We start from the raw sequence: 14,175 nt of genomic DNA, 5'->3' as shown, positions 1-14,175 counted from the left end.
TGGAGTGACCTAACTAAATGAGACAGAGGAAAAAGCACCCCCTGAGTCGTATATAAATTAAACGACTACTGGAGGTGCTTTTCTCATGGGAGAAAATAAAAATGTTTATTCTGAAGAGGTTAAAAGGAAAGTCATTGAAATGAAGTTGTCTAAAAAATATACCAATAAACAGATTATGGAGAAGTGCGGTATACGTAACGTTAGTCAAATCAAAAGATGGATGAAATGGTTTCGTGATGGGGAGGAACACCGACTGTCGCAACCCATTGGTAAACAATATTCCTTTGGGAAAGGTCCTGAGGAGCTAAGTGAAATAGACCAATTAAAACGGCAAGTTAAGCATCTAAAAATTAAAAATGAAATCTTAAAAAAGTACCAGGAAATCGAAGGGAGTTGGTACCAGAAGTAGTAATAGAGCTAGTGGAGTCATTAAAGGAAGTTTATGCGGTATCGATGATATGTGATTGTATTGGAGTCCCTAGATCTACTTACTATCGTTGGCTTCAAAAGTCATGGGAACCGACTGAGCTAGAACAACAAATAATCGATATTTGTAAAACCCTAAAATACAGAGTTGGACATAGAATGGTTAAAAAAATATTAAAAGAGGATCATCATATTTCTGTAAATAGGTTAACTGTGCAAAGAATCATGCAAAAATACAACATCCAATGTCGAGTCAAACCTAAAAGAAAATCAAAAATTGCTGGTGAAAGTAAATGTATCGTTCCAAATTTGTTGGAACAGAATTTTAAAGCAGATAGACCTAACCAAAAGTGGGTTACAGATATAACATACTTGAATTTTGGAGAGTCAACGATGTATTTATCATCCATCATGGATTTGTACAATAATGAAATTGTTGCTTATCGAGTTAGTCATAACCAAGAAGTAGATCTAGTGCTAGAAACATTGAAAGCAGCTTGTAATGGGCGAGAAACGAAAGGACTGATACTTCACAGTGACCAGGGATCGCAATACACTTCGTATGCTTTTCAAGAGTTAGCTGAAGAAAAAGGCATTATCACAAGCATGTCCCGCAAAGGCAATTGCTTTGATAATGCCGTCATTGAATCCTTCCACTCCACCATAAAGTCGGAAGAATTCTACACACACCAAAAGGCGCGTCTTACAAACTCTATTGTACTAGAAAAAGTCGAATCTTACATGTATTATTACAACTATATACGACCGTTTTCAAAATTAAACTGCCTTTCCCCTGTTCAATTCAGGGCAAAGGCAGCATAGGTGCTTTTTCTTGTCTCATATTACTAGGTCAGTTCAAGTTGAAGGGACCTTTCATTATTTTAAGATTGCTCCGCTAGCTTATCAGCAAACTCTTTCATATAAGGCGGTAAATCAGGTGGACGACGACTGGAAATGAGATGTCCATCGACAACTACAGCCTCATCAATCCATGTAGATCCAGCATTTGTCATATCATCTTTAATTCCTGGTGTACTTGTTACTTTTTTGCCTTGTAGTATATCGGCAGAAATAAGCACCCATCCCGCATGACAGATTTGACCAATTAATTTCTTTTGTTGATCCATATGACGGACAAAATCCAACACTTCTGGATATCTTCTTAATTTATCTGGTGCCCATCCTCCTGGTACAAGGATTGCATCATACGTACTTACATCAATATCCGTAAATGCTTTATCTGACTCAGCTGGAACACCGTATTTTCCTACATACTTTTTATTTGCTTCTTTTCCAACTAAATGTACTTCCGCTCCCTCTTCACGAAGGCGTAGGACCGGGTACCAAAGTTCAAGATCTTCAAAATCATCTTCAATTAGAGCAATTACTTTTTTATTGTTTAATCGCATTTTTCTGACCTCCATTTCGATCTACTATTTTAAGTGTAACAAAGATATTTCGAACTACAGAACAGAATGCTCACTTGAATTACCTATCAGACGGACTTATGTTGATCCACTAACTCCCTTATATCACGAGCTGCAACAAGTGGAGATTCTGCCTGGCTAATTGCCGATATAACTGAAACACCATCAGCACCTGCCTTTATAATCCCAGGAGTATGTTCATGCTTGATCCCACCAATGGCTACCATAGGAATATCTCCTACAGCATCTCTAATCTCTGTGATCCCATCCAGTCCAATTGGCGCTTTCGCATCCTCTTTTGTATTGGTTGCGAATATAGGACCTACGCCAATATAATCCGCACCATCTATTACTGCTTGTTTTGCTTCGGCTAAATTCGTGGCCGATACCCCAACAATGAAATGGGAAGGGCAGTTTTTCTTAATATTTACTGCTGATTCATCATCTTGTCCAACATGCACGCCATCAGCGTGAATATTTATAGCAAGATTAACATCATCATTCACAATAAAAGGCACATTATATTGCTTGCAAAGCTGTTGCATATCCTTAGCTAACTTTACTTTTTCATCGCCAACTTTAGCGTTAGCACCTTTTTCTCTAAACTGAAATAACGTAATTCCACCTTTTAAAGCCTGCTCCAATACAAAAAGGGGATCTAAGTTTGCATTGTTACTTCCCATGATAAAATAAGCTCCAAGTGCTTCTCTCACGTTCATTTCGTTTCTACCTCTTCAATAAAGCGTTCTGTTAGCTTTATTGTGTCTGTTACAACATCACTATTGACATGGTATAGCGCATCGAGGAAGGCAACTTGAAATGTTCCAGGTGCACTTGTGTGGGATGCGGCAACTTCTGCGGCAACACCATAAAACCCGACCGCTCCAGCACATGCTTCTAACACATTTTCATGCGCTGCAAGAAAGGCTGCAACAACGGAGCTTAATAAACAACCAGTACCAGTAACCTTCGTTAACAAAGGATGACCATTTTCAATAACAAACACTTTGCTTCCATCGGTAATCACATCATGCTCACCTGTAACAATGACAGGGATACCTAGTTGTTTTGTCGCTTGAAGCGCTACTGCTTGATGATCTCCTTGCGCTTCGGCATCGACGCCTCTCATTACTGCCTTCAATCCTGCTAGAAGACCGACTTCTGCAGCGTTCCCTCTTACAACAGATACTTGGACATTGTCGAGAATTTTCTTTGCCATCGCGGAGCGATACGGTGTTGCACCAACACCTACTGGATCAAAAACTACTGGTATTCCTTTTTGATTTGCAGCTTTCCCAGCTAAGATCATAGCGTCTACTTGAACAGTCGTTAATGTTCCTATATTAAGTAACAACGCATCTGCATTGTTCGCCATATCCGCTGCTTCTTCTACGGCATTCGCCATAACAGGCGCTGCCCCAATTGCGTAAAGGCCATTTGCAGTGTAATTAATTACTACTTGATTCGTAATATTATGGACTAGCGGTTGCTTTTCTCTTACCTTATTTACTAATGATGTAATTTCACTCATGTGCTTCATCGTCTCCTTATTGGTTTGGAAGTCCTTTTAAACGATAACCCCAATGGTTTGTCGGTCCGTTCCCTTTTCCTACACCAAGCGTGTATTTAATCGCATCAGATATATACGCTTTACCCGTAGCCACAGCCTCTGCAATAGGTTTTCCCTTTGCTAATTCAGCTGTAATGACTGCAGAAAAAGTACATCCAGTTCCATGTGTATGTTTTGTATCAAAGCGTTCCGATTTAAAGTAGCTGAATTCTTTCCCGTCATATAAAACATCAATAGCTTCCCCTACGAGGTGCCCACCTTTGACTACCGCAGCCTTCGAACCTAATTCATTCACAATAACTTTGGCAGCTTTTTCAGCATCTTCTGTACTATGAATCTCAAAACCGACTAGGCTTTCTGCTTCTGGTACGTTTGGTGTTACAACGGTAGCTAACGGAACTAATACTTTACGAATTACTTCCCTAGACTGCTCTTCCATTAATGAATGTCCACTTTTTGCAACCATTACCGGATCAATAACATAATGAACGTTTTTATCTTTTAAATTCTTTGCGATCATTTCCATCATATCAATCGTTGCGATCATACCCGTTTTGACAGCATCTGGTGTAATATCTTCAAAAACAGCATGCAACTGTTTTTCAATAAAATCTACTGGCAGGTGTTGAATAGACTGAACTCCTAATGTATTCTGCGCTACAACCGAAGTTACGACACTCATGCCGTACACTTCTCTTTCCTGGAAGGACTTTAAGTCTGCTTGGATTCCCGCTCCACCTGTTGGGTCTGTTCCAGCTATCGTTAATGCACTTGCTACCTTCATTCTTATACCTCCTCAGCCGCTATTTTAAACGGCCATTCCTCTTGGATATAGGCCATTTCCCAAAATGCGTATTCCAATTGACAACTTTTTATAAATGCTTGTCTTGCCTTTTCCTTTTCGGTTTCCCCAACAGTCTCCGCCCAAAGATCTAACTTTTCCCGAAGCCCAGTTGTGACGGATGCCGATTCTTCCTTTGCATAGAAGGTAATCCAATCATAGAAAGGATGATTCGGTTCAGGCTTATATTTATCTTTTAAATAATGACCAATTTCTAGATATGTCCATGGACAAGGCAATAGAGCTGCTAGTAATTCGCCCATGCTCCCTTGTTGTGCTGCACTCTTCATATGGCTTACATAATGATCAGCTGTGGGCGGAAGCGCATAGCCTTGTAAGTCATCATATGCGACCCCAGCTACGTCACATAGATTATTATGTGGATGAATTTCACTATGTAGTATAAAACCTATCTTCTCGTAAAAATAAGTCATATCTTCTCTTGTTGAGCTCTTGGCAATAGCTAGCCCATAAATGTTCATAAATGCATTCAAGTACTCAAAATCTGCTTTAACATAATGGATGAGCGCTTCTTTTGGGACTACCCCTTTACCTAAGCCCTCCACAAATGGATGCTCGAAAATCCCTTGAAAAATAACCTCTGATTCTTTTCTTAATTCTTTTGAAAATGACATGTGAACTCCTCCTCTTTTAGTAGAAGAAAGCCCTAAGTAGTTTCGAGAACGATGCTTTATAATAGAAAAAACCGCTCTAAAACTGGAGCGGTTTGGTATCATTAAACATAGCTATCCCGTCTCCACTTTCCTACGCTGGTATTACCCAGTTCAGGTTCAAAGGGACAAAGGAATACTCCTTATCTCAGCTAACAAAAGCGCCCCTAGTGGACTTCCTATATTCATTTACATCTCTACTAAATCACTATATGATTCGCTTGTCAACTATAGCACACACTTAGATATGCTTATCCTGATTAAGTGAAGTATTCAATTTTAGCATTTGGAAATAAACGATTCACGTATCCATAAAGTTTATCCTTCATTTCCTCCTGTTCAGGATCTGTATAGACATATTTGCCTATCCCGTATTTCCCCCATTTGTATTTCCTTTTTGATTCATCTAGCTCTAATTTTGACATCGGATAGTTTTTTTCAATGACTCTCTTAGCGGGCTTTGTAAATCGATGTTGAATCAATTCAAACGTTACATCTTTTTTGGCAAAAGCAGGAAGTGCAGCTTCTAGCTTTTCTAACATCTCTCCATAACCTTCTTGCCATCCTTCATGTAGATAAATCGGAGCAATAATGAATCCTAAAGGATAGCCTGCTTCTGCAACTTTGACGGCCGCTTCAATTCGTTCGTTCAGTCGAGAAGTACCTGGTTCAAAATATTTAATAACATAATCATCATTAATACTGAACCTAAACCTTGTTCGACCATTATGTTCTGCATCTAATAAATGATCCACATGTGCAAATTTCGTAACAAAACGTAATAATCCATGATCAGATTTACCAAAAAATTCGATCGCTTGCTTTAACGTGTGCGTTAAATGATCGACCCCAACTATATCAGAGGTACAAGATGCTTCAAACCTCGTCGTTTCAGGCATTCTTTCTTGCATATATTTTTCGGCTGCATCAAATATTTCATCGGTATTTACATAGGTTCGAATATAAGGTTTACTGCCCATCGTTGTTTGTAAATAACAGTAATGACAATGCCCCATGCATCCTGTGGCAAATGGAATCGCATATTCAGCAGAAGGTTTAGATGTATCAAATTTTAACGTTTTTCGTATCCCAACTACTAAAGTCGATTTTGCATTGCGGTATTTCTGAAAGTCATTATCTCCAGGAAGGTCACGCACTTGGTTATGGGAAGTAGTTTCTCTTATATCTAATCCCATCTTCTCAAATTTTTCTTTCAGTTGTTTTCCTAAAGGATACTCCAAAGCACGAGGTTCAAAATAAACGAGTTGCGGTACAAATGGTTTAACCATAGTAATTCCATTCTCCTGAATCTGTGGTACCGAATGCCTGTTGAAATTCTTGTTCAGCTTCCATCTGAGAAGGATATACGGCTACTTCATCATTGAGCGGATAATACGTTTCATATACAAACAAAGCCAATTCACCAGGATCATCAGGATTTCTTACTACAGCAGCCTCCTGCACATTGGCAGCTCCTTGTACATGTGGATTTCGGATAATAACATAAACAACATCTCCAGGTTGATACATATCCATCATTTCACCTATCTTCATTAAGATTTCCTTTTATTATGACTCTGGAGATATTGTTTTATGTCTCATTTTCTAGAAAAAGATAAAAGAGGATTGACTTATGATTTCCATTTCGTTTCCATAACCGGAGGGCTATAGGTTTCTAATTTCTGTAATAACTGATCTGGATTATTAGAAGTTTGTATGATCCCCATATGCGCATCACCAGAGAACCCTTCTTCAGCACTGTATGTAACGAGTTGAATCAAAGGATCATAATAGCCCTTTACATTTAGAAGACCAATCGGCTTCTGGTGAATACCAATCTGTGCCCAACACAGGACCTCAAATAACTCTTCAAAAGTTCCTAATCCACCAGGTAATGCAATATAACTATCTGCTAGCTCACTCATTTTCGCTTTCCGCTCATGCATACTTTCTACCTCTATTAATTGTGAAAGACCATTATGTACCGTTTCACCACTAAAAAGGCCCTTTGGCATGACGCCTATGACTTGTCCGCCTTCCTTTAACACAGCATTTGCAACTGCTCCCATTAATCCCGTTTTAGACCCACCATAAATTAACCGAAGGCCTTTATTGGCAATTAATTTCCCTAACGCATTGGCACTTTCTTGATATTCTAAATGTTTCCCTAGTTTTGACCCTGCAAAAATACAAATTGATTGCATATTCATCCCCCACCATTTCTATTGTTTTTCAGGCTTTTATTATTCACACCTATAGGTAGCCAATATCACACTTGTTAATAACAATTCCTTTTTCTCTTAAATTATTCAGACATTCTTCTAGATATTCAGTATCATGCTCCACATAAAGGATTTCACCATGATCACCTTGTTCACTATGATATAACGTTTCATGATCAAACGATGGAGATGACTTTCCTCTATAATAGTGATCTAACCATAATGGGTCGACATTATATCCTCGATTCTCCATCTCATCTATGATCAAACGATGATATTTCACTAAATGAATAGGAGCATATTGAAATACATAATTCACCGTAGAATGCGGTCTGCCCCAACCTTTCCCCCGCAGGGCACAACACTCGCGATGTTGGCCAAGTAATTGTTGTCTTGGTAAATGTTTTATTAATGCTTCATGCCACAAACGCATCATCATACCTCCTAATACTGAAAAACCTCATCCAGGCAAGCTGCATAAGGTTTCAATCCATTCAATATTTGTTAATCTGGTACACCAAAATGTTGAAGTGGCCATATTCGCATTTTCACGTCACCAATCACTTCATCTTCAGAGATAAAACCAAATTCTCTACTATCCTTGCTAATGATTCGGTTATCCCCCATCACAAAATAATAACCTTCTGGCACTACCTGTTCATTCGTTAACGACTCCAACGTAAAATCATCGGTAAAGTGCTCATCCTCAGCTAATTGACTTTTGTAGCTATCAAGATATGGCTCGTTTTGCTTTTCCCCATTGATATAGAGCGCATCATCTTTCATCTCGATCGTATCTCCTGGCAATCCGATCACCCGCTTTACATAGTTCTCTTCAGAGTCAGGTGCATGAAACGCTATTTCATCAAAGCGATCAATCGAACTAAATTTAACTAAAATAATTCGATCGCCATCATGCAGATTTGGCATCATCGATTCCCCTTTCACAATAGAAGGAGTTAGGATAAACTGACGACAAACAAGTACAATGATTAGTGCAATGGCAATGGCCTTGATCCATGATAAAACTTCCTTTAATAATGGGCTGTTCATATGATTCATTCCCTTTTATCTATAATGTCACGCATGTTCCATTTGATGGGCAGTAGAACTTACTTTATACTATACTACGCTATAATTAATTTATATAGGGAGATTTTCCATGCGACGTATAATAAAACCTAAGGTCCTCTTCATTACTGCTATTATTCTAGTTTCATTTAACCTTCGCCCCGCTATCACATCCGTAGGCCCTATTATCGGGACAATCAGAGATGACTTAGGGTTAGCAAATTGGAATGCGGGGTTAATTACAAGCTTACCATTATTAGCGTTTGCCGCAATGTCTCCATTAGCGCCAAGGCTGGCGAATAAACTTGGAAATGATAACGCCATTCTTAGCGGACTCATCCTTCTTAATGCCGGCATCATTATTCGCTCCATCGCATTTTTACCAACGTTATATATTGGCACCATGCTTATTGGATTAGGAATTGCCATATGTAATGTCTTACTACCTGGTATTATTAAAGAAAAATTCCCAAATAGCATAGGACTAATGACAGGTGTTTACACAACATGCATGTCCATCTTTGCGGCTACTGCATCAGGGCTAAGTGTGCCACTTGCACATGGGTTACATCTAGGTTGGCAACATGCATTACTTAGTTGGAGTGTTCTTGCAGTGCTTGGGCTTATCTTATGGTTTATTGTAATGAAGACAAAGGAAAATGAAATAGATAAGCAATTCTTTGAACCTTCAACCCAAAAGTTAAAGCACAGTGGATTAGCCTGGCAAGTAACGATCTTCATGGGCCTACAGTCTACCATCTTTTATGTAACAATTTCATGGTTTCCCGAAATTATACGAAGTGCTGGCTTTTCCATGGAGACTGGTGGCTGGTTATTATCTTATATGCAGTTCATTAGCTTACCTGCTACTTTTATTACCCCAATTTTGGCTGGGCGTATCAAAAACCAACAAAGTATCATGATAGCAATCGCTACATGTGCATTGGTTGGTTATGCTGGTTTACTTCTCGGTGGAGCATTACCTCTCATGGTTGTATGGACCACATTAATTGGTTTCGCCTTAGGTTCTAGCATTAGTCTAGCACTCGCACTTTTAGGATTGCGTACAACCAATGCTCGACAGGCAGCTGAACTTTCAGGTATGGCACAATCATTTGGTTATTTACTTGCATCCATTGGACCAATTCTGATCGGATTCTTCTATGATGTAACGAATAATTGGACGGTTTCGATCATAACCATCTTAATCTTCTCATTATTCATGTTATTCTTTGGTCTTGGTGCGAGTAAAAACAAGTATGTGCTAGATTAACAATCTAGTAGAGGAATCTATTCATTTGCAGTGGCTTAGGTGCAGGTTTTCCAATAAAATAACCTTGAGCCAAATCCACACGAATCGAACGACAATACGCTAATTCTTCTTCTCGTTCGATTCCTTCTGCTAGTACTTTAATACCCATGCTATTTGCGATATGCATGACATTTTGTAAAAACTGTTGTTTTTCACTATCTTGATCACAATATGATATGTACTGTCGATCAATTTTCACATAATCTGGTTGTAGCAACTGCAACATCTCCAACGTTGCAAACCCTGAGCCTACATCATCTAACGCAACTTTCATTCCTGAACGTTTATACGTATTTAATATTTTCTTTAAGTAATCAACATCCGTAATTTTTTCTGTTTCTACCACTTCAAACACAAGGTCTTCTGGGTTGACATTATATTTTTCAACAACGGAAAAAGTATGTCTTAAGCAAAAATCCGGATTGTATATAGTAGATGGTAGAAAGTTAATAAAACTCTTTACACCTTCTTGAATGTTATTCACTCTTGATTGCACTGCAGTTTCTCTTGCTTTTTGATCTAATAACGAAAACAAACCTGTCGATTGTGCTACTTGAAATAACTGACCTGGCGAAATATTAAAATGTTCATCCCCTGATCGAAGCAAAGATTCATACCCGTAAATAGAGGAATCCTTCAGATTTAAAATCGGTTGGAAGTGACTGATAAAATTGCCTGACGAAATAAATTGAACAAGCGACTCATTCTCTACTCTCTCTCTTAAATAGCCGAACGGAATCATCACTGCATGGTTTCTAACTTTATACTTACCCGTAAAAACCATTAGCTCACTTACGTCACAGGTTTCCTCTATTGTGGAAATCAACTGTGATAAAGCTTGTTTACTAACGTACGGAACGTAATAAAGGTCACCTTCTTGCTCATATACTCCATTTAAATTATGTAGTGCTTGTTTCTGATCAAATATGGATAGGAAACCAGAATCCCTAATCGGAAAAGGTAAACCACATTCGATGCAACTCTTTGTTTGTGTATCCATTCGAGACCTCTCCTATTACTGTTTATTCATTTCTTTATACAATATTACTTTGACTGCATCCAATTCTTCTGCGCTTAACTTACTTGTTAATTTGTTTATTAATTCCTGTTGTTCTTCTGTTGTTATACCATCTTCGACCGTTGACTGCATTTCTTGCATATCTGAGAAGCTTAGTTTTTTTACAATTTCTTTCATCGCCTCTTCTTTCGTATGAAATGGAAGGGAGTCTTCCTTAATTGTAGCACCTTCCCTTACGAATTGGCTTAGTGTAGCGTCCTGCTCAATTATTTGCTTTACCTGTTCAAATTGTGTTTCGTTGCCCAATTGCATATCTACTTGTTCAGCTACTTTATCAGCTACAAGGTTTGTGCCAAAATGATATACTGCATAACCAATCCCCGCAATAACGATGCAAAATACAAACAACCTTCGCAAAAGCTTCACATTGTTTTCCCCTTTTCGTATTTATTTCATCATTATACCAAACAACCATTAATCTGATTACTATTTGATGCTCTATCATGAAATCTTTATAAACCTACACACCTATAAAAGTGATAAGACTTTCGCGTCCGACTTGATATAAATTTGTCAATACTTCAGATAGATGTGCCATTCTAACAATTTCTGAACCGTTCAATCCTATGTTTTAGAATCTTCAAAAAAAATGGAACTATTTAGCATTTGTCTCGTATATATTAGGGAGGAAAAAAAGAAAGGGTGTGAGCTTTTATTGAGGCGTTAGATATCTATTGGTGGTTACTATGGGGAAGCCTTGGCATTGCAGTGATTTCATTATTTCTAGGTGATGTGTTAGACGGCGTGCTAGATAGTATCTTTGATAGCATAGGCGAATTTTTTAATCCACTTTTGCTATTTAGTACATTAGCAGTCATCGGTGGATCTGGTGTTCTTTTTACGAAATACACAGGTTTATCTGGTGCTTATGTTCTATTAATTAGCTTAGTTATTGGGTTAGGTGCATACTTACTAATTTACTATTTTTTAGTCATCCCTTTGTCTAATGCGGAAGCCTCCTCCTCATTTTCCGTACAAGAATTAGAAGGTAAGCTTGGTGAAGTGATCACCACCATTCCCGCAAATGGCTATGGGGAAATATTTATTGAATCTCCAAATGGTAGCCGTAGTGAAACTGCCAAAAGCTTTGATGAAGTGGAGATCAAGCAAGGTCAAAAGATTGTAGTTGTAGAAGTAATTGACCAAATTTTGTATGTATCAAAATTAGATGAATTTTAAAAGGAGGAAATAAAATGACGGACTTATTTATTATTATAGGTGTTATTGTCGCTGTTATATTAGCTTTCACCATCCTGTTTGCAGCTAGGTATAAAACTGTCGGCGCAGACGACGCCATGATTGTTACAGGTAGTTTTCTCGGTAATAAAAATGTACATAAGGTGGACGGTAGTGGCATTAAGATTGTTCGCGGTGGCGGTGCCTTTATCTTACCTATTTTTCAACAGTATGAAAAATTAAGTTTGCGCTCTCATAGTCTTGATATCTCAACTCCAAACGTGTACACCGAAAATGGTGTTCCTGTGATGGCTAACGGAACAGCGATTATAAAAGTGCAAAGTACAACAGAAGGGATTGCAACCGCGGCTGAGCAATTCCTTGGTAAAGATAATTCCGAATTACAAAAAGAAGCACAAGAGGTTCTGGAAGGTCACTTACGCGCGATCTTAGGGACGATGACGGTAGAAGAAATTTATAAGAATCGCGAAAGATTTGCGCAGGAAGTACAAACACAAGCAGCTGTTGATCTGAAGAAAATGGGACTTCAAATTGTATCATTTACCATCAAAGACGTCCAAGATGAAAATGGCTATTTAGAAGCACTAGGAAAGCCGAGAATATCAGAAGTAAAACGTGATGCACAAATCGCAGAAGCAAATGCAATGCGCGATGCTCGTATTAAGAAGGCAGAGGCAGAACGCGAAGGTAAAAGCGCTGAAATACTAAGTGAAACACAAATTGCAGAAGCAACGAAAGATAAAGAGTTAAAAATTGCAGCTTATAAGCGCGACCAAGATACAGCTCGAGCTGAGGCGGATATGGCTTATAAGTTACAAGGGGCAAAATCCGAACAGCAAGTAAAGCAAGAAGAAATGCAGATCCGACTCGTTGAGAAAAACAAACAAATTGAAATTGATGAAAAGGAAGTTATTCGTAAGCAACGTCAATATGAAGCAGAAATCTCTAAGAAAGCAGAAGCAGAACGTTATGCGACGGAACAAAGGGCAGAAGCAGATAAGGTTACTCGCGTGAAACAAGCCGAGGCAGAAGCCGCGCAAATCCGATTAGACGGGGAAGCAGAAGCCGAGGCAATTCGTTTGAAAGGTTTCGCGGAAGCAGAAGCTAAAGAAAAACTAGCTGATGCGATGGCTAAATACGGAGAAGCAGCTATTCTAGAAATGATCATTAAGATGCTTCCTGAATTTGCTGGTAAGATCGCTGAACCAGTAGCATCGATTGATAAGATAACAGTTGTTGATAGCGGAAATGGTTCAGGTGATGGCGCAACTAGAGTAAGTAATTATGTTACAAAATTAATGAGTCAATTACCAGAGACGCTTAAAGATGTATCTGGTGTCGACTTAAAAGGCATGTTAGACAACGTAGCTGCCAAAAGTGAAACTAGAATAAAAGACAGCTTAGCTAAAGCGGAAAGTAAGGATATTAATGCCGACGACATAGAATAAATAATAATAGCTACGAATGACTTATCATTCGTAGCTATCTTTTAAGAAATTAATGCTTTGCTCTCTCGTGACAAGCAGCAATAGCACGCTGTAGCATTTGATCCAATCCACTTTCATCTAATACTTCCAAACCAGCTGCTGTTACCCCACCTGGAGTAGCCACTTGATCTGTAAGATAACTCGGTTTTTGCCCGGTTTGTAACATAGCAGCCGCACCTTCTAACATGGAAGATACTAGGTTTTGCGCTTGTTGTTCCGTAATTCCACTTTCCTCTGCACTTCGGATCAATGATTCGGCCATTTTATATACAAAAGCTGGTGCACTGCCAGTGATAGGTGTTAAATGGTGCACTTGTTGTTCCGTCACTTGTTCATATGTACCAACTTGTTGAAGCATCGCTTGTAACCATGTTTCATGCTCAGCTGTCATATAACTGCCATTGGCAAATAGGGTAGTCGACTTACCAACCTGCGCAGCTGTGTTCGGCATCACCCATGCAACAGGCGTGCCGTTTGGTAATCTTTCTTCTAAGTATGCTGGGCCAATTCCCGCTGCTACCGTAATGATTAGTTGTTGATCTACAAATTCAGCTAATTCTTTAAGGATTGAATCATGTCCTTCTGGAGGTAAGGCTAAAACAATAATATCGGTTGATTCCATTTCTTCTCTCCAGCTTTCAATCACTTCTACATTAAAAGTATCTTGTACGTATCGAAGTCTTTTTTCATCACCATTATTCGTCACCATTATGTGAAAACTAGAATCATTTATTAAACCCGAAATAATAGCCTGTGCCATTCTACCAGCACCTAGAAACAACACTTGCTTTTTATTTGAAATCATAAGATCCCCTTCCTATTGATCGTACCATTCTTATCTATATATGTATCATTGTATCATTATTCTTAAGA

At 38.6% G+C, this 14,175-nt stretch carries 17 protein-coding genes and 1 riboswitch; of the genes, 4 read left to right on the top strand and 13 right to left on the bottom strand.

What is annotated here, in order from left to right:
• Positions 1-85 precede the first annotated feature (85 nt).
• A protein-coding gene (locus NYQ66_RS10620) for an IS3 family transposase (RefSeq protein ID WP_259867866.1) occupies positions 86-1,248 on the top strand; the annotation gives its coding sequence in 2 pieces (ribosomal slippage) (positions 86-368 and positions 368-1,248; 1,164 coding nt in all).
• 59 nt (positions 1,249-1,307) lie between these two features.
• On the opposite strand, the gene NYQ66_RS10615 is transcribed toward NYQ66_RS10620, so the two are convergent.
• The 10 genes from NYQ66_RS10615 to lepB form a co-directional block, all read right to left on the bottom strand.
• Positions 1,308-1,835 (bottom strand): type 1 glutamine amidotransferase domain-containing protein, encoded by a 528-nt coding sequence (locus NYQ66_RS10615; RefSeq protein ID WP_259869354.1) that lies wholly within the window; start codon positions 1,833-1,835, stop codon positions 1,308-1,310.
• A gap of 86 nt (positions 1,836-1,921) precedes the next feature.
• Positions 1,922-2,572: a thiamine phosphate synthase gene (gene thiE / locus NYQ66_RS10610; protein WP_259869353.1), complete on the bottom strand. Its 651-nt coding sequence runs from the start codon at positions 2,570-2,572 to the stop codon at positions 1,922-1,924.
• Positions 2,569-3,393, bottom strand: a complete 825-nt coding sequence (thiM, locus tag NYQ66_RS10605; protein ID WP_407652071.1) for a hydroxyethylthiazole kinase — start codon at positions 3,391-3,393, stop codon at positions 2,569-2,571. Before thiM ends, thiE begins: the two co-directional genes overlap by 4 nt.
• A gap of 7 nt (positions 3,394-3,400) precedes the next feature.
• Positions 3,401-4,207 (bottom strand): bifunctional hydroxymethylpyrimidine kinase/phosphomethylpyrimidine kinase, encoded by an 807-nt coding sequence (gene thiD / locus NYQ66_RS10600; protein WP_259869349.1) that lies wholly within the window; start codon positions 4,205-4,207, stop codon positions 3,401-3,403.
• Positions 4,208-4,209: 2 nt separating this feature from the next.
• Positions 4,210-4,899 (bottom strand): thiaminase II, encoded by a 690-nt coding sequence (tenA, locus tag NYQ66_RS10595; RefSeq protein ID WP_259869347.1) that lies wholly within the window; start codon positions 4,897-4,899, stop codon positions 4,210-4,212.
• 110 nt (positions 4,900-5,009) lie between these two features.
• Positions 5,010-5,114, bottom strand: a riboswitch (TPP riboswitch).
• An 81-nt stretch (positions 5,115-5,195) separates the two neighbouring features.
• Positions 5,196-6,224, bottom strand: a complete 1,029-nt coding sequence (splB, locus tag NYQ66_RS10590) for a spore photoproduct lyase (RefSeq protein ID WP_259869346.1) — start codon at positions 6,222-6,224, stop codon at positions 5,196-5,198.
• The gene (locus tag NYQ66_RS10585) at positions 6,217-6,489 is read right to left on the bottom strand and encodes a transcriptional regulator SplA domain-containing protein (protein WP_259869345.1); all 273 of its coding nucleotides are present in this window, start codon (positions 6,487-6,489) and stop codon (positions 6,217-6,219) included. The genes splB and NYQ66_RS10585 overlap by 8 nt, the downstream gene beginning before the upstream one ends.
• A gap of 77 nt (positions 6,490-6,566) precedes the next feature.
• Complete coding sequence (locus NYQ66_RS10580) at positions 6,567-7,139, bottom strand: LOG family protein (RefSeq protein ID WP_259869344.1); 573 nt, start codon at positions 7,137-7,139, stop codon at positions 6,567-6,569.
• Positions 7,140-7,188: 49 nt separating this feature from the next.
• Entirely contained in the window at positions 7,189-7,590 is a 402-nt protein-coding gene (locus tag NYQ66_RS10575; protein ID WP_259869343.1) for a TIGR02328 family protein, read from the bottom strand.
• A gap of 71 nt (positions 7,591-7,661) precedes the next feature.
• A complete protein-coding gene (gene lepB / locus NYQ66_RS10570) occupies positions 7,662-8,210 on the bottom strand; it encodes a signal peptidase I (protein WP_259869342.1) in 549 nt (182 codons plus the stop codon).
• Positions 8,211-8,319: 109 nt separating this feature from the next.
• On the opposite strand from lepB, the gene NYQ66_RS10565 reads away from it, so the two are divergent.
• On the top strand, positions 8,320-9,501 hold the full coding sequence (locus tag NYQ66_RS10565; protein ID WP_259869341.1) for a CynX/NimT family MFS transporter: 1,182 nt from the start codon (positions 8,320-8,322) through the stop codon (positions 9,499-9,501).
• A 4-nt stretch (positions 9,502-9,505) separates the two neighbouring features.
• Here the strand turns inward: NYQ66_RS10565 and NYQ66_RS10560 are convergent, their stop codons facing one another.
• Both NYQ66_RS10560 and NYQ66_RS10555 read right to left on the bottom strand, forming a co-directional pair.
• On the bottom strand, positions 9,506-10,540 hold the full coding sequence (locus tag NYQ66_RS10560) for an EAL domain-containing protein (RefSeq protein ID WP_259869340.1): 1,035 nt from the start codon (positions 10,538-10,540) through the stop codon (positions 9,506-9,508).
• A gap of 15 nt (positions 10,541-10,555) precedes the next feature.
• Positions 10,556-10,984: a hypothetical protein gene (locus NYQ66_RS10555; protein ID WP_259869338.1), complete on the bottom strand. Its 429-nt coding sequence runs from the start codon at positions 10,982-10,984 to the stop codon at positions 10,556-10,558.
• A gap of 342 nt (positions 10,985-11,326) precedes the next feature.
• Between NYQ66_RS10555 and NYQ66_RS10550 the strand changes: the two genes are divergently transcribed.
• Positions 11,327-11,797 carry an NfeD family protein gene (locus NYQ66_RS10550; protein WP_259869337.1) on the top strand — a complete coding sequence of 157 codons (471 nt, stop codon included), beginning with the start codon at positions 11,327-11,329 and terminating at the stop codon, positions 11,795-11,797.
• 14 nt (positions 11,798-11,811) lie between these two features.
• A complete protein-coding gene (locus NYQ66_RS10545; RefSeq protein WP_259869336.1) occupies positions 11,812-13,263 on the top strand; it encodes a flotillin family protein in 1,452 nt (483 codons plus the stop codon).
• A gap of 49 nt (positions 13,264-13,312) precedes the next feature.
• Here the strand turns inward: NYQ66_RS10545 and proC are convergent, their stop codons facing one another.
• Entirely contained in the window at positions 13,313-14,107 is a 795-nt protein-coding gene (proC, locus tag NYQ66_RS10540) for a pyrroline-5-carboxylate reductase (RefSeq protein WP_259869335.1), read from the bottom strand.
• Positions 14,108-14,175 lie beyond the last annotated feature (68 nt).

It is taken from the genome of Aquibacillus koreensis, assembly GCF_025154055.1.
GTDB lineage: Bacteria > Bacillota > Bacilli > Bacillales > Amphibacillaceae > Aquibacillus_C > Aquibacillus_C koreensis.
This window is presented reverse-complemented; position numbering and strand designations above follow the sequence as displayed.